This is a genomic window from Undibacterium sp. 14-3-2 (assembly GCF_016595265.1).
Taxonomy (GTDB): Bacteria; Pseudomonadota; Gammaproteobacteria; order Burkholderiales; family Burkholderiaceae_D; genus Undibacterium; species Undibacterium aquatile.
In genome coordinates this window covers 1-13,943 of sequence record NZ_JAENGS010000003.1, presented here as the reverse complement: position 1 = coordinate 13,943, position 13,943 = coordinate 1, and the positions used below count along the sequence as shown (strand labels likewise).

The window sequence follows — 13,943 nt, the reverse complement described above, 5'->3', positions numbered from 1 at the left end:
CAACATGGCATTAAAAAAAACGGAATCTGGCTGGCTGGTTGACAGTCAGCCAGCTGGCCGAGGTGGGAAGCGTTTCCGCAAAACATTCAAAACGCAAGCAGAAGCAAAAGCTTATGAGGCTTGGTTAAAAACGAAAGTCACAGAGACACCAGACTGGCAACCAGCAAAGCGTGATCTTAGAACTCTTTCAAGTCTTGTTGATCTTTGGTACGAACATCACGGCTCTGGCCTTCGCGCTGGCAAAAACACATACAGTCGCTTGAAGCATTTGTGTGTCGCACTTAATGATCCCCTCGCTGATAAATTTACTCCTGAAATGTTTGCAGCCTACCGGCGCAAGCGCATGGATGACGGTATATCGCAAAACAACCTGAATCGAGAGCACTCATATTTGCGATCGGTGTTTAACGAACTATCGCGCCTGGGCTACTGGAAAGCAGACAACCCCTTGGCGAATATCCGGCAATTTAAAATTCAAGAAAAAGAATTGACGTATTTGACCGATGAGCAAATACAGCGTTTATTGATTGAGTTGGAGGCTGGCCGGAATACTGATGCCATTGTGATTACGAAGATTTGTCTTTCGACAGGTTCGCGGTGGAGTGAGGCGGAAGAAATGCGTGTGACGCAAATACACAAAGGAATGGTGCAGTTTGCGTTAACGAAGTCGGGAAAGAATAGGGCGGTTCCAATTGATGAAGATTTGCATGTCGAATTAATGAACATTGCCAAATCGAGTTTAACTGGGCGTTTATTCAAAAGTTCAGCTGCGGCTTTTCGGAGTGCTATTGAACGGTGTGGAATTCAATTGCCGGATGGGCAGCTTACCCACGTATTGCGACATACCTTCGCAAGTCATTTCATGATGAATGGTGGGAATATTTTGACGTTGCAAAGAATTTTGGGACACAGCAGCTTAGCCATGACGATGAAATATGCGCACTTGGCACCAGAACATTTACAGGAGGCTGTTAAGCTGAATCCATTGTCGCGCTTAAAACGCTGTTGACACTTGGTTGACAGAGCCTAAAAAGACAAAAGGCTTACATCGCTGTAAGCCTTTGTTTTTACTACGTATTTCTTGGTGGCCCGGGGCGGAATCGAACCACCGACACAAGGATTTTCAATCCTCTGCTCTACCGACTGAGCTACCAGGCCAAGACCACGCATTATAGAGATGTGTTCGGTGCTTTGCAAGTCCCTTGCGAAAAAAAGCTGCTGGCCGGGGCTAGCTCTGAATTGATGTGTCTCAGCCGGGTGCTGGTTCCGGTGCCGTATAATGCCTGCCATTGTCTATGGCGAAGGTCTTTTATATGACGGCTCAGATTCATCATTGTGATATTTGTATCGTGGGTAATGGCGCGGTGGGTAAAGCTGCCGCACTGGGATTTGCGCAGGCGGGTCTGAAGGTGGCCGTACTTTGTCGTTCTGCCGTTGCCTTGCCAATGTCGGCGCAGTGGGATGTGCGGGTATTCGCACTGAACCATATTGCGCATGATTTATTGTCTTCACTTAAAGTATGGGATGCACTTGATTTACAGCGTGTCGCGGCTGTCACCGAAATGAATGTGCGCGGTGGCAAGTCGGTTGACGATGGTCAACTCGCGTTCGATGCATACGGCGCCCGTACCAGTGAGCTGGCTTGGATCGTTGAAGATAAAAATTTAAATCACGCACTCGATACAGCAATGAAGTTTGCGCAGAATTTATCGGTAGTCACGGGTGCTGCCGCGAGTTTGCATGCAGATGAACATGGTGCGCAGATTAATCATGAGGATGGCAGCCAGATCAAGGCGAGTCTGATCGTTGGTGCTGATGGTGCCCAATCGTGGGTGCGCGGTCAGTGCGATATCGGTCTGGATTATCGCTCTTACGGACAACAGGGTGTCGTCACTAATTTTGAATGCGAGATTCCGCACCACGGGGTTGCGCATCAGTGGTTTGTCGAAGAACAGGGCATTATTGCTTTGTTGCCTTTGCCGGGGAACCGGGTGTCGCTGGTGTGGTCTGCACCAGATGCTTTGGCTGCCGAATTGTTGCGTGAGCCATTGTCTGCGCTGGTCAGTCGGCTGGAAGAATATTGTCTGGATACGCTGGGGCATCTGACACCGGTATTGCCAGAAGATATTAAGGCGTTTCCTCTCCGATTAATACGTCCGCACAGCATGATTGCACAGCGTGTTGCGCTGATTGGCGACGCAGCGCATGCCGTGCATCCGCTCGCCGGGCATGGCATGAATCTCGGCTTTGGTGATGTGACGAGCTTGCTGGCGTTGATGAAATCACGCGAAGATCATTGTGATTGTGGTGATGCCAAACTGCTGGAACGTTACCGTCGTTCGCGTAAAGAAGACGTGATGCTGATGCAGATCACGACCGACGGACTGGCTCGATTATTCGGTTCTGATCTGGCGCCTTTGCGTCTGGCGCGCAATGTTGGATTGAACTTACTGAATCGTCTGCCTGTCTTAAAGAACAAATTAATCTCCCACGCAATGGGCAAGTAAGCATTACTGACTATGGCGCAGGCCACTACACGGAATTACAAGGAATAATATGAATCTGAAGCAATGTATCGCGCTCTTGTCGCTCACCTTTACTGGTGTCGTTTTCGCGCAGACCGCACAGGAATCTGCGGTAAAAAAACTGATAGAGCCAAAGTTAGGTCAGGGCGTGAAAGTGGATTCCGTCATCAAGACACCTTACAGCGGTTTGTTCGAAGTGCGCGTCGGTTCGGATATTTTGTACACCGATGAAAAAGCGCAGTATTTATTTGTTGGGAATGTACTTGATGCCAAATCCGGTACGAATTACACCAAAGCCAGAACGGATGAGCTGAGTAAGATTAAGTTCTCTGATTTGCCGCTGGAATCCGCGCTGAAAATGGTCAAAGGTGATGGTAAGCGTGTGATCGCGGTGTTTGAAGATCCGAATTGTGGATACTGCAAACGTTTCCGTAAAACCCTGGCGGGCATGGACAACATTACTGTTTACACGTTCTTGTATAACATTTTGTCGGAAGATTCGACGGTCAAGTCAAAAAACGTCTGGTGTTCTGCTGACCGCAATAAAGCATGGGATGAGTGGATGCTGAACGGTAAAGCACCATCTGCCGCGCCAGCAAATTGCGCAACGCCAAATGAAAAAATATTGGCGCTTGGACAGAAATTACGCGTGAACGGCACACCGGCTATTTTCTTTGCAGATGGTTCGCGGGTGCCCGGTGCGATGGATGCAAAAGGTCTGGAAGAGAAGTTCGCCAGCCTGAGCTCTGCAAAATAAGCATGACGCTTTTTCCCGCGAGCTGGACTGGCATTTTGCTTGCCGCCGGGCGCGGGCGACGCTTTGATCCGCATGGTGTTGAAGATAAGCTGCAACAAACTTTGCCGGATGGGCATTCAGTTGCCCTGACCTCGGCGCAGCACTTATCCTCTGTGATGCAGCATGTCGTTGTTGTCCTACGGCCGGATAATCGGGCGTTGCTACAGGAATTTCAACATCAGTTATATGAGGTCGTTATCTGCCCTGATGCTGATCAAGGCATGGCGGCATCACTGACCTGTGGTCTGCGCCACGCTGCACGTAGTAAAGGCTGGATTATTGCTCTCGCAGATATGCCTTTTGTAAAGAGCTCGACCATTGACGCACTCTTGCGTGAGCTGGAAAACGGCGCGGATATTGTGGTGCCCGTGTTTCAGGGGCAGCGTGGTAATCCTGTCGGTTTCTCAGGTAAATATCTCCCCGAATTATTGGCGCTGAGCGGTGATCGCGGCGCACGCGGCTTATTACAGCAGTTTCCTGTGCGGGAGGTTCTGGTGGATGACGCCGGAATTTTGCAGGATATTGATCTGCCCACCGATTTATCTGCGCAATAAACCAAGAAACATTATTCATACATCTGCGATGGTCAGATATATCTAAGTCTCTGATTTCCTCTTAGAATAGCGTTTTTCTTCAATTTGACAGAAAACAGACGTTGCGACATTAGCAGCGATACTTTATGAATAATCTCAATCAGAAACTCGTTATCCGCCTTGGTTTTGCAGGCTTGATTCCATTTATCCTGCTGACTCTCGCATGCTGGCTGGTGCATCCGGAATGGTTGGGTTATTTCATTAAAGCGCAGCTCGCTTACGGCATTGCCATCTTATCTTTTCTCGGTGGCGTACATTGGGGCATCACCATTATGGCCAACGGCAAGGATGATCATGAAACCAGAAAGGCATTGATCTGGGGCGTGATTCCTACTGTGATCGCCTGGTGTTCTCTGGGTAATATGCTGCTCGGTTTTTTAGTACAGGTGATTGGTTTTATCGCGGCCTACAAAATCGATAAAAAACTCTATCAAAGCTATGATGTTCCTGAATGGTTTATTCATTTGCGCTTGCAATTGACCCAGGTGGTCGTGACGGCGCAGATATTCACCTTCATCGCTGCGAATGTGCGCAACTAATATCTCTAACAATTAAAATAGAAAGATCGTTGAGCATGGCAAAAACGATGAGCACTCAAAAAGCAACTCAAAGTCAGACAAGCCGCAACAGCGTCAAAAACGCGATTCATTATTCGATCATCCCCAAAGATTTAGCCGCTCACTTGTATCAGGTGACGCTGCACATCAGTCAGCCCGACCCTGAAGGACAGGTTATCAGCTTGCCGGCATGGATACCCGGCAGTTACATGGTGCGTGAGTTTGCACGAAATATTGTGCAGATCAAGGCAAGTGCCGCTGGTAAAAAAGTGACTCTCAAAAAGCTCGACAAACATACCTGGCAGGCCGCTCCGTGCAAAACTGAACTACTGATCAGTTATGACGTGTATGCGTGGGATTTGTCGGTGCGCGCGGCACATCTCGATCAGTCACACGCTTTTTTTAACGGCACCAGCGTATTCCTGAGCGTACACGGGCAAGAGTTTTTACCGCACATTGTTGATATTCAACGTGCCGATGCGCCCGCATGTAAGAGTTGGCGCGTTGCCACTTCTTTGCCTGAGTTGAAAGCCAAGCGTTATGGCTTTGGTACTTATATTGCCGCGAACTACGATGAGTTGGTCGATCATCCGGTTGAGTGCGGTGATTTCGCACTGGCGACATTTGAAGCGCACGGCGTGCCGCATGATTTCGTCGTGACCGGAAAAGTACCGAATATGGACATGGAGCGCATGGTCGCTGATGTCAAAAAAATCTGTGAAAGCCAGATCGCATTTTTTGAGCCGCGCGCCAAAAAAGCGCCGATGGATCGCTACGTGTTTATGACGATGGTCGTCGGTGAAGGTTACGGTGGCCTGGAACATCGTGCCTCAACCGCCTTGATCTGTAACCGCACTGATATTCCGGTAAAACATCAGCCAGAAATGAGCGAGGGTTATCGCGGATTTTTAGGCTTGTGCAGTCATGAGTATTTCCATACGTGGAATGTCAAACGCATTAAGCCTGCTGCATTTGTCAGCTACGATCTGCGCCAGGAAAACTACACCAGCCTGTTATGGCTGTTTGAAGGTTTCACAAGTTATTACGATGATCTGATGCTGGTACGCGCTGGTTTGATCGATGAGGCAGCGTATCTGAAACTGCTGGCGCAGACTGTCAATAACGTCCATCGCGGCAGCGGGCGTTTGAAGCAAAGTGTGGCCGAATCGAGCTTTGATGCCTGGACGAAGTATTATCGTCAGGATGAAAATTCGCCGAATGCGATTGTCAGCTATTACACCAAAGGCTCACTGGTCGGGCTGGGGCTGGACATGACGATACGTGCAGCAACTGCCGGAAAAAAATCACTCGATGATGTGATGCGCGCTTTGTGGCAAAAGTACGGCCGTGATTTCTATGCCAATTTTACGGCGGGAAAACAGCAGGGCTTGGCCGAAGACGAAATCGAAGCGATCATCGAAAAAGCGACTGGCGTGAATGTGCGCCGCTTCCTCGATAAGCATGTGCGCGGCACTGACGATGTGCCGCTGGCGCAGTTGTTTGCTGATTTCGGCATTACACTCGATGCCGGCAACAGCAACAAGTCTGCCAGTCTGGGCGTGAAGGTTGCACGCGATGCGAATGGCTGCAAAATCGCTCATGCATATGAAGGCCGTGCCGCACATCTGGCGGGTTTATCTGCGAATGATATTTTGATCGCGATTAATGGTTTGCGTGTAAGTGTCGCTGATGTTGGCGATAATCTGGCGGTGGCAATCGGCCGCTATCGCATCGGCGATACCGTGGAAATTCACGCTTTCCGTCGTGATGAGTTGCTGGTCGTGAAAGCGAAATTGCAAGCGGATGATGTGCCTGCAGTGAGCTTCAAAATTGAGAGTGACGCCAAGGCAGTGTTAGCGACGGCAAGGCCCGCCTACCGTAAAGCAACGAAATCGTAAGATCAGTATCGAATAAAAAAAGCCGTTAGCGCAGAGATCACGCTAACGGCTTTTTTCTATTGGCAACGATCATGTCTCAATATTCATGCGGCTTCTGGCAGGAAAATGCCTGAAAAGCCGCGGATTGATTAGGACATGCCGTCAGATTTATGTCGATTCAGAAAAATAATTTCTGTAACTCTGCACCAGGATTTTCTGCCCGCATAAATGCTTCGCCGACCAGGAAGCCATGCACATCCGCAGCGCGCATCCGTTTTACGTCGTCAGGATTGAGGATGCCGGATTCCGTGATTACCAGTTTTTCGGGTGACAGTTTCGGCAGTAAGCCCAGCGTCGTATCCAGTGTGACATCAAAGGTGCGCAGGTTGCGGTTGTTAATACCCAGTAATGCGGTTTTCAGTTTAAGTGCCGCGTCCAGCTCTGCATCATTGTGTACTTCGACCAGCACGCCCATACCGAGTTCATGCGCGCAGGCTTCGAGTTCTGCCATCAGACCATGATCGAGTGCGGCAACGATCAGCAAAATACAATCAGCGCCCCATTTTCTGGCCTGATACACCTGATACGGATCAATCATAAAATCTTTGCGCAACGCCGGTAACGCGCAGGCATCGCGTGCCTGTTGCAGATATTCCGGTGCGCCCTGAAAAAACTGCACATCTGTCAGTACCGATAAACAGGCCGCACCGTGTTGCTCGTAGCTTTTAGCGATGTCTGCCGGATTAAAATTTGGCCGGATCACACCTTTGGAGGGCGAGGCTTTTTTGATCTCCGCAATCACCGCAGGATTGCCCGCCGCAATTTTGCTGCGCAGTGCGGATTCAAAACCACGTAGTTGTGCGCGTGCTTCTTTGTCAGATTCGACTTCGTCACGTAGGCTGATCAGTGACTGATATTTTTTTCCTGCCGCAATCTCATCTTTTTTTACTGCCAGGATGTTGTTAAGTATGTCCGACATAATTTACTTTCCGAGTTGCTGAGTGACCTGAATGAAGTGATCCATCTTGGCACGGGCAGCCCCTGACGCGATTGCTTCTTGCGCCTTCTTGACGCCGTCGGCAATCGAGCTGGCAACGCCCGCGCCGTATAAAGCGGCACCGGCATTCAGGCTGACGATATCTTTCGCTGCACCGCTGACATTGTTCAGCACTTCCAATACTTTTTCGCGCGATTCTTCCGCACCTGACACACGCAGATTCCGGCTCGATACCATTTGCAGGCCAAAGTCTTCCGGATGAATATCGTATTCGCGGATTTCACCATCGACCAGTTCGCCGACCATCGTCGGTGCACCGAGCGACACTTCATCCATATTGTCGCGCCCCCATACAACCAGCGCATGTTTAGCGCCCAGTCGCTGCAACACGCGCACCTGAATACCGACCAGATCGGGGTGAAATACACCCATGAGAATATTTGGTGCGCCTGCCGGATTCGTCAGTGGTCCAAGGATGTTAAAAATGGTGCGTACACCCAGTTCACGCCGGACTGGTGCCGCACGTTTCATCGCACCGTGATGGTTTGGTGCAAACATAAAACCGATGCCGGTCTGAGCTACGGATTGTGCAATTTGTTCTGGATTCAGGTTGATGTTGACACCCAGCGCTTCTAGCACGTCGGCGCTGCCAGATGATGAAGAAACGCTGCGCCCGCCGTGCTTGGCGACGCGCGCTCCGGCGGCGGCAGTCACAAACATCGAGGTGGTGGAAATATTGAAGGTATTCGCGCCATCGCCGCCAGTGCCGACGATATCGATCATATTTTCGGTATTGACCAATGGCACTTTGGTCGAGAATTCGCGCATGACTTGTGCCGCTGCGGTGATTTCACCTATGCTTTCTTTTTTGACGCGCAGACCAATCGTTAATGCGGCGATCATCAGTGGCGACATTTCACCGCCCATGATTTTGCGGAACAGATAAAGCATTTCGTCATGGAATATTTCGCGGTGTTCGATCAGACGTGTCAGGGCTTCTTGCTGAGAAATGGTCATTGTGCTGCTCCGGTCAGAAAGTTTTTCAACAGAGCATGGCCATGCTCTGAGAGGATGGATTCGGGGTGGAATTGCACGCCTTGCAGATTGAATTCTTTGTGGCGCACGCCCATGATTTCGCCATCGTCAGTCCAGGCGGTGACCTCCAGACAATCGGGTAGCGTGGCGCGTTCAATGGCCAGCGAGTGATAGCGGATAACGGTGTAAGGGCTGGGTAAATTCTTAAAGACGCCCACGCCAGTGTGCGCAATCATCGACGTCTTGCCATGCATGACTTGTTTTGCGCGGATGATATTGCCGCCAAATGCAGCACCGATACTTTGATGACCAAGACAGACGCCGAGAATAGGAATCTGGCCGGCAAAACGTTCGATGACAGGAATAGAAATGCCAGCTTCATGCGGTGTGCATGGTCCCGGCGAAATGCAGATGTGATCCGGCTTTAAAGCGGCGATTTCGTCCAGTGTGATTTCATCATTGCGGTAGGTGCGCACATCTTCACCCAGCTCGGCAAAATACTGCACGAGGTTGTAAGTGAAAGAATCATAGTTATCGATCATCAGCAGCATTTAAATTTCTCCGTCCAGACCATCTTGTACTTGTTCGGCTGCGCGCAAAACTGCGCGCGCCTTATTTTCTGTTTCCTGCCATTCCATTTCCGGTACTGAATCCGCCACCACGCCAGCCGCAGCCTGCACATACAACATGCCGTCTTTCAGCACGCCGGTGCGAATCGCGATCGCCAGATCCATCTCGCCGCCGAACGACAGATAACCGCAAGCTCCGCCGTAGATGCCACGTTTGACCGGTTCGAGTTCGTCGATCAGTTCCATCGCGCGTACTTTTGGCGCACCGGACAGCGTACCGGCAGGGAAAGTCGCTTTCAATACATCGAGATTCGATAATTGTGGTTGCAATGTGCCTTCGACATTCGACACGATGTGTTGCACATGCGAGTACTTTTCGATGACCATCTGATCCGTTACCTTGACGCTGCCAGTCGTGGCGATGCGGCCAATATCATTGCGTGCGAGGTCAATCAGCATCACGTGTTCGGCGATTTCTTTGGGATCGGCCAGCAATTCTTTGGCGAGTTCAGCGTCGCGTTCTGGCGTCGCACCGCGCGGACGCGTACCGGCGAGCGGGCGTATCGTGACTTTGCGCGAGCCATCATTCAGGCTTTCGTTGCGGACTAAAATTTCTGGCGAGGCGCCGATGATCTGCATGTCGCCAAAATTGTAGAAATACATATACGGCGACGGATTCAGTGAGCGCAGTGCGCGATACAGTGAGAGCGGCGAATCAACATAAGGTTTCTTGATGCGCTGCCCAACCTGCACCTGCATCAGATCGCCCGCCATGATGTATTCCTTGGCTTTTTCAACGGCTTTTAAATAATCTTCTTTCGCGAAATCGCGTATGGATTCGGTGCGCACCGAGGCGGATGTGACTGGCGCATCAACGCTGCGGCGTAACATCGCGCGCAAATCCTTCAAACGCTGGCGCGCTTTCGACCATGCTTCTGCCTGTGTAGGATCGGCGTACACAATCAGATACAGCTTGCCTGACACATTGTCGATGACCGCCAATTCCTCTGTCACCAGCAACTGAATTTCCGGCAGCCCAAGATCATCTTTGGGTGCACTGCGTGCGAGGCGTTTTTCGACATGGCGTACCGCATCGTAACCAAAGTAACCGGCGAGTCCGCCGCAAAAGCGTGGCATGCCGGGACGTAACGCTACTTTGAAACGGCTTTGAAATTCTGCGATGAAATCGAGCGGATTGCCGTGATACGTTTCGATGATTTCGCCATTTCTGACGATTTCTACTTTTTCACCGTAGCTGCGCAACAGCGTATTGGCAGGCAGGCCGATGAAGGAATAACGCCCGAAACGTTCGCCACCCATGACGGATTCGAGCAGGAAAGTGTTTTTGCCCGCGTTCTGGGTCTGAGCAAGTTTCAGGTACAGGGTCAGTGGAGTTTCCAGATCAGCGAATGCTTCCGCAATCATCGGAATACGGTTGTAGCCTTGCGCGGCCAGCGATTTGAATTCGAGTTCGGTCATGGTTTTCTTTCAGCCGTCAGCCATAGCTCGCGATGCTTGCAGACACAGAAAACGAGCAAAAAGACTCGCATCTTGAGTAAGGACGGATAAGACAGATTGATAAAACAAGCGACAAGTCGTGCGGAGGATGTGCAGAGCCAGTCGCGGCATTCCAGGATTAAGAGGATTGCCAGCGTCGCCATAGCCAGGCCTCAAAGGCACCTGGTGTTATTTCGGGACGTTTGTTTTCGGGAAACATTCGTGAGTGGAATGAAAGTGATTAATGTCGAATTAATGTTGATTTTCTGTCGCCAGCAGTCGTGCCGCTTCCAACAGTGTGCCGACTATACCATCACTTTGAATCGTTTGTACAGCCTCGCCGTGGTTGTAACCATAAGGCACTGTGAGTACCGGGCAGCCTGCTGCGCGCGCTGCGATGGCGTCATTGCTGGAGTCGCCGATGGCCAGTATGTGTGATGGCGCAATGCCAAATTGTTTGCTGACTTCAAGCAAGGGTTGCGGATCTGGTTTTTTTCGCGTGAAAGAATCACCGCCGAAAGTCAGTTCAAAATAGGAGGACAAGCCCTTTTTCTGCATCAGGGGAATGGCGAAAGCGAGCGGCTTGTTTGTGACACATGCCAGCCGCAGACGCATCGTCTGCATTGCTTGCAAACCCTCGATGACTTCCGGATACAACGTGCTGTGATCGCCGTTGATGTCGAGATAATGGCGCTGGTATGAAGCCATGCCTTGCGCAAAATGTTGTTGCACTCCTGCTTCGTCAAAATCGAGACTCAGTACGCGGGTAATCAGATTTTCCGAGCCTTTACCGACCATGGATTTCACTAGATCCAGCGTTAGCGGTGACAGAGAAAAATCGTTCCGCATACGATTTATCGCCACCAGGAAATCTGGTGCGGTATCAAGCATGGTGCCATCGAGATCAATAATGACAGCGTTGATGTTGTTAAACATGGCGACCTATGGTGGATGTCTTAGTATACATGCGGTTCATGGCAGGAATTCGCGCCACAAGCCGCATGAATATTGAGAGTATGTGAAGTATAAATTGATTGACGGGAGTCAGACCTTGGCTAGTTCAGTGCGCATGGCGTCAATGACGGCCTTGTAGTCTGGTTTGCCAAAAATCGCTGAACCGGCAACAAAAGTATCCGCTCCCGCTGCGGCAATCTCGCGGATATTGCCTATCTTCACGCCACCATCCACTTGCAGCATGATGTCGCGGCCGGATTCGTCAATTAATTTGCGTACCGCGGCGATTTTTTTCAACGTATGTGGGATAAAGGATTGACCACCGAAGCCGGGGTTGACTGACATTAACAGGATCAAATCAAGTTTATCCATCACGTGCTCTAACACATGCAAGGGTGTCGCAGGATTGAACACCAGACCGGCTTTGCAGCCGTGATCGCGGATCAATTGCAGGCTGCGGTCGATATGCTCGGAGCCTTCCGGATGAAAGCTGATGATATTCGCGCCAGCTTTGGCAAAATCGGGAATGATGCGGTCAACAGGTTTTACCATCAGATGAACATCAATCGGTACCTGCACATGTGGGCGTATCGCTTCGCAGACCAACGGGCCTATGGTCAGATTCGGGACGTAATGGTTATCCATGACATCGAAGTGAATCATGTCGGCACCGGCAGCGACGACATTGCGCACTTCCTCGCCCAGTCGGGCAAAGTCGGCAGATAAAATACTGGGGGCAATTCGGTAGGTTGTCATGGCAATGGTCTTGCAAAAGGAAAGATGCGCTATTTTACCTTGCGCCATCCATGTCGTCTTTGCGATCCTCTGGCACAATAGAGATTCAATTGCAGTTGATAAAGAAAAGAGGAGACTGTGGCAGCCTACGAAATGAGTGTGTCCATCGTGACACAGTATTTACAAGAGCAATCCAATCCGGATCAGGCGAATTTTGTGTTTGCTTACACCATAACGATTAAGAATACGGGGACGGTGTCAGCGCAGGTAATTTCGCGTCACTGGATTATTACAGATGCAAAGAATCATATTGAAGAAGTAAAAGGGCTGGGGGTGGTCGGGCATCAGCCGTTTTTGGCGCCAGGACAAAGTTTTGAATACACCAGCGGCAGTTCCTTAACGACGCCGCAGGGAAGCATGAAAGGTTCGTATTTCTGCGTGGCGGAAGATGGACATCGTTTCGAAGTGGCGATTCCTGAGTTTGTGCTCTCTATTCCCCGTACCTTGCATTGATGGATGGCGTGCGCTGCCTTGCGATACGGATCGTACGGTTCCACTATAGTTGGCATGTCGTGAAAAACTGCGCGCCAGTTTGTTAATAAATAATGTGATGAAGTTCAGTTGCTGTCGTTCTTACTGTCAGTTTGTTCTTCAATGCGCGGTTTGTTTTCCGGGCGTCGTCCGGAAAACATGGTCCACCATACGATAAAGATCAATATTAAGAGCGCCATTCCGGCTTCTAATAACAATAACCACATAGATTTCCTTTGATTACAATCTGGCTGTTCTGCAAACAGATAAGCTGGATTGTTTGAGTAATTTAGCCTTGCCGCGCTGAGCGGCACATCCATTGACACTATATAGGAGACTTTCATGGAATTCGAATGCATATTAGTAGAGACAAAAGAGAAGGTTGGACTGATTACTCTCAATCGCCCGAAGGCATTGAATGCGCTGAATGATCAGGTGATGAATGAATTAGGCGTTGCTTTAAAAGCGTTTGACCAGAATGATGCGATCCAATGTATCGTTATTACCGGAAGTCAGAAGGCATTTGCTGCTGGTGCAGATATTGCCGCAATGGCGAACTACACGTTCATGGATGCTTATAAAGGTGATTACATCACGCGCAATTGGGAAACGATTCGCCAGATTCGTAAACCAGTCATTGCTGCCGTGGCAGGTTATGCCTTGGGCGGTGGTTGTGAATTGGCGATGATGTGTGATTTCATCATTGCTGCTGATAACGCAAAGTTTGGCCAGCCCGAAGTTAAGTTAGGAACCTTGCCGGGCGCTGGCGGTACTCAGCGTTTGCCGCGTGCAATATCGAAAGCGAAGGCGATGGATATGTGCCTGACCGCACGCATGATGGATGCGGAAGAAGCAGAACGCGCCGGATTGGTCTCGCGCATTGTTCCGGTTGATATGTTGCTGGAAGAAGCGCTGTCAGCGGCGAACACGATTGCCAGCATGTCGCTACCTATCATTATGATGATTAAGGAATCTGTTAATCGCGCTTACGAAACCACTTTATCGGAAGGCGTGCATTTTGAACGTCGCCTGTTTCATTCAAGTTTCGGAACCGAAGATCAGAAAGAAGGCATGAAAGCATTCCTGGAAAAACGCACGCCGGAATTTAAGAACCAATAAGTTATAAATAATTTGCGAGTTTCATTGCGAATTGGGGAAGGTTTTGCTATAGTTCGGCTCCCGCTGAGAAGCGGGGGAAGAAAGTGAAGTGAAGCAAGAAGTCACTGGCAGTCAACAAGCCAAGGCCAAGCGATCCGATTGGTGGCCGCACAACAAAA

At 50.1% G+C, this 13,943-nt stretch carries 15 protein-coding genes and 1 tRNA gene; 8 read left to right on the top strand and 8 right to left on the bottom strand.

The genetic code is table 11. From position 1 onward, the window contains the following. Positions 1 to 4 precede the first annotated feature (4 nt). Complete coding sequence (locus tag Undi14_RS07915; RefSeq protein WP_200179314.1) at positions 5 to 1,009, top strand: tyrosine-type recombinase/integrase; 1,005 nt, start codon at positions 5 to 7, stop codon at positions 1,007 to 1,009. 73 nt (positions 1,010 to 1,082) lie between these two features. On the opposite strand, the gene Undi14_RS07910 is transcribed toward Undi14_RS07915, so the two are convergent. After that, positions 1,083 to 1,158 (bottom strand) — tRNA-Phe (locus Undi14_RS07910). 155 nt (positions 1,159 to 1,313) lie between these two features. On the opposite strand from Undi14_RS07910, the gene Undi14_RS07905 reads away from it, so the two are divergent. From Undi14_RS07905 to Undi14_RS07885, 5 genes are all read left to right on the top strand, one after another. Then, on the top strand, positions 1,314 to 2,507 hold the full coding sequence (locus Undi14_RS07905; RefSeq protein ID WP_200179313.1) for an FAD-dependent monooxygenase: 1,194 nt from the start codon (positions 1,314 to 1,316) through the stop codon (positions 2,505 to 2,507). Between the two features lie 49 nt (positions 2,508 to 2,556). Further along, positions 2,557 to 3,282 carry a DsbC family protein gene (locus tag Undi14_RS07900; RefSeq protein ID WP_200179312.1) on the top strand — a complete coding sequence of 242 codons (726 nt, stop codon included), beginning with the start codon at positions 2,557 to 2,559 and terminating at the stop codon, positions 3,280 to 3,282. Positions 3,283 to 3,284: 2 nt separating this feature from the next. Beyond that, positions 3,285 to 3,875: an NTP transferase domain-containing protein gene (locus Undi14_RS07895; protein ID WP_200179311.1), complete on the top strand. Its 591-nt coding sequence runs from the start codon at positions 3,285 to 3,287 to the stop codon at positions 3,873 to 3,875. 125 nt (positions 3,876 to 4,000) lie between these two features. Then, the gene (locus tag Undi14_RS07890) at positions 4,001 to 4,453 is read left to right on the top strand and encodes a DUF3429 domain-containing protein (RefSeq protein ID WP_186884579.1); all 453 of its coding nucleotides are present in this window, start codon (positions 4,001 to 4,003) and stop codon (positions 4,451 to 4,453) included. A 47-nt stretch (positions 4,454 to 4,500) separates the two neighbouring features. After that, the gene (locus Undi14_RS07885; RefSeq protein ID WP_200179310.1) at positions 4,501 to 6,369 is read left to right on the top strand and encodes a M61 family metallopeptidase; all 1,869 of its coding nucleotides are present in this window, start codon (positions 4,501 to 4,503) and stop codon (positions 6,367 to 6,369) included. A gap of 157 nt (positions 6,370 to 6,526) precedes the next feature. On the opposite strand, the gene trpC is transcribed toward Undi14_RS07885, so the two are convergent. From trpC to rpe, 6 genes are all read right to left on the bottom strand, one after another. Next, a complete protein-coding gene (trpC, locus tag Undi14_RS07880; protein ID WP_200179308.1) occupies positions 6,527 to 7,327 on the bottom strand; it encodes an indole-3-glycerol phosphate synthase TrpC in 801 nt (266 codons plus the stop codon). A 3-nt stretch (positions 7,328 to 7,330) separates the two neighbouring features. Continuing rightward, entirely contained in the window at positions 7,331 to 8,362 is a 1,032-nt protein-coding gene (gene trpD / locus Undi14_RS07875; RefSeq protein ID WP_200179307.1) for an anthranilate phosphoribosyltransferase, read from the bottom strand. Continuing rightward, a complete protein-coding gene (locus Undi14_RS07870; protein WP_190480610.1) occupies positions 8,359 to 8,931 on the bottom strand; it encodes an aminodeoxychorismate/anthranilate synthase component II in 573 nt (190 codons plus the stop codon). Before Undi14_RS07870 ends, trpD begins: the two co-directional genes overlap by 4 nt. After that, positions 8,932 to 10,428 (bottom strand): anthranilate synthase component I, encoded by a 1,497-nt coding sequence (trpE, locus tag Undi14_RS07865; protein ID WP_200179304.1) that lies wholly within the window; start codon positions 10,426 to 10,428, stop codon positions 8,932 to 8,934. It lies immediately after the preceding gene. A 270-nt stretch (positions 10,429 to 10,698) separates the two neighbouring features. Next, on the bottom strand, positions 10,699 to 11,382 hold the full coding sequence (locus tag Undi14_RS07860) for a phosphoglycolate phosphatase (protein WP_200179302.1): 684 nt from the start codon (positions 11,380 to 11,382) through the stop codon (positions 10,699 to 10,701). Positions 11,383 to 11,490: 108 nt separating this feature from the next. Then, positions 11,491 to 12,156, bottom strand: coding sequence for a ribulose-phosphate 3-epimerase (rpe, locus tag Undi14_RS07855; protein WP_200179299.1), 666 nt, complete (start codon positions 12,154 to 12,156; stop codon positions 11,491 to 11,493). Positions 12,157 to 12,273: 117 nt separating this feature from the next. Between rpe and apaG the strand changes: the two genes are divergently transcribed. Then, complete coding sequence (apaG, locus tag Undi14_RS07850; protein WP_200179296.1) at positions 12,274 to 12,648, top strand: Co2+/Mg2+ efflux protein ApaG; 375 nt, start codon at positions 12,274 to 12,276, stop codon at positions 12,646 to 12,648. Between the two features lie 104 nt (positions 12,649 to 12,752). Here apaG and Undi14_RS07845 read toward each other — a convergent pair whose 3' ends face one another. Then, positions 12,753 to 13,010: a hypothetical protein gene (locus Undi14_RS07845; RefSeq protein ID WP_200179984.1), complete on the bottom strand. Its 258-nt coding sequence runs from the start codon at positions 13,008 to 13,010 to the stop codon at positions 12,753 to 12,755. On the opposite strand from Undi14_RS07845, the gene Undi14_RS07840 reads away from it, so the two are divergent. Next, entirely contained in the window at positions 13,009 to 13,785 is a 777-nt protein-coding gene (locus Undi14_RS07840) for an enoyl-CoA hydratase (RefSeq protein ID WP_186884588.1), read from the top strand. The genes Undi14_RS07845 and Undi14_RS07840 overlap by 2 nt on opposite strands. The last annotated feature ends 158 nt before the right edge of the window (positions 13,786 to 13,943 follow it).

Bases quoted from the DNA above. Each gene is read 5' to 3' on its own strand.
- Undi14_RS07915 (WP_200179314.1), top strand. From the start codon at position 5: ATGGCATTAAAAAAAACGGAATCTGGCTGGCTGGTTGACAGTCAGCCA.
- Undi14_RS07905 (WP_200179313.1), top strand. From the start codon at position 1,314: ATGACGGCTCAGATTCATCATTGTGATATTTGTATCGTGGGTAATGGC.
- Undi14_RS07900 (WP_200179312.1), top strand. From the start codon at position 2,557: ATGAATCTGAAGCAATGTATCGCGCTCTTGTCGCTCACCTTTACTGGT.
- Undi14_RS07895 (WP_200179311.1), top strand. From the start codon at position 3,285: ATGACGCTTTTTCCCGCGAGCTGGACTGGCATTTTGCTTGCCGCCGGG.
- Undi14_RS07890 (WP_186884579.1), top strand. From the start codon at position 4,001: ATGAATAATCTCAATCAGAAACTCGTTATCCGCCTTGGTTTTGCAGGC.
- Undi14_RS07885 (WP_200179310.1), top strand. From the start codon at position 4,501: ATGAGCACTCAAAAAGCAACTCAAAGTCAGACAAGCCGCAACAGCGTC.
- trpC (WP_200179308.1), bottom strand. From the start codon at position 7,327: ATGTCGGACATACTTAACAACATCCTGGCAGTAAAAAAAGATGAGATT.
- trpD (WP_200179307.1), bottom strand. From the start codon at position 8,362: ATGACCATTTCTCAGCAAGAAGCCCTGACACGTCTGATCGAACACCGC.
- Undi14_RS07870 (WP_190480610.1), bottom strand. From the start codon at position 8,931: ATGCTGCTGATGATCGATAACTATGATTCTTTCACTTACAACCTCGTG.
- trpE (WP_200179304.1), bottom strand. From the start codon at position 10,428: ATGACCGAACTCGAATTCAAATCGCTGGCCGCGCAAGGCTACAACCGT.
- Undi14_RS07860 (WP_200179302.1), bottom strand. From the start codon at position 11,382: ATGTTTAACAACATCAACGCTGTCATTATTGATCTCGATGGCACCATG.
- rpe (WP_200179299.1), bottom strand. From the start codon at position 12,156: ATGACAACCTACCGAATTGCCCCCAGTATTTTATCTGCCGACTTTGCC.
- Undi14_RS07840 (WP_186884588.1), top strand. From the start codon at position 13,009: ATGGAATTCGAATGCATATTAGTAGAGACAAAAGAGAAGGTTGGACTG.
- Undi14_RS07845 (WP_200179984.1), bottom strand. From the start codon at position 13,010: ATGAAAGTCTCCTATATAGTGTCAATGGATGTGCCGCTCAGCGCGGCA.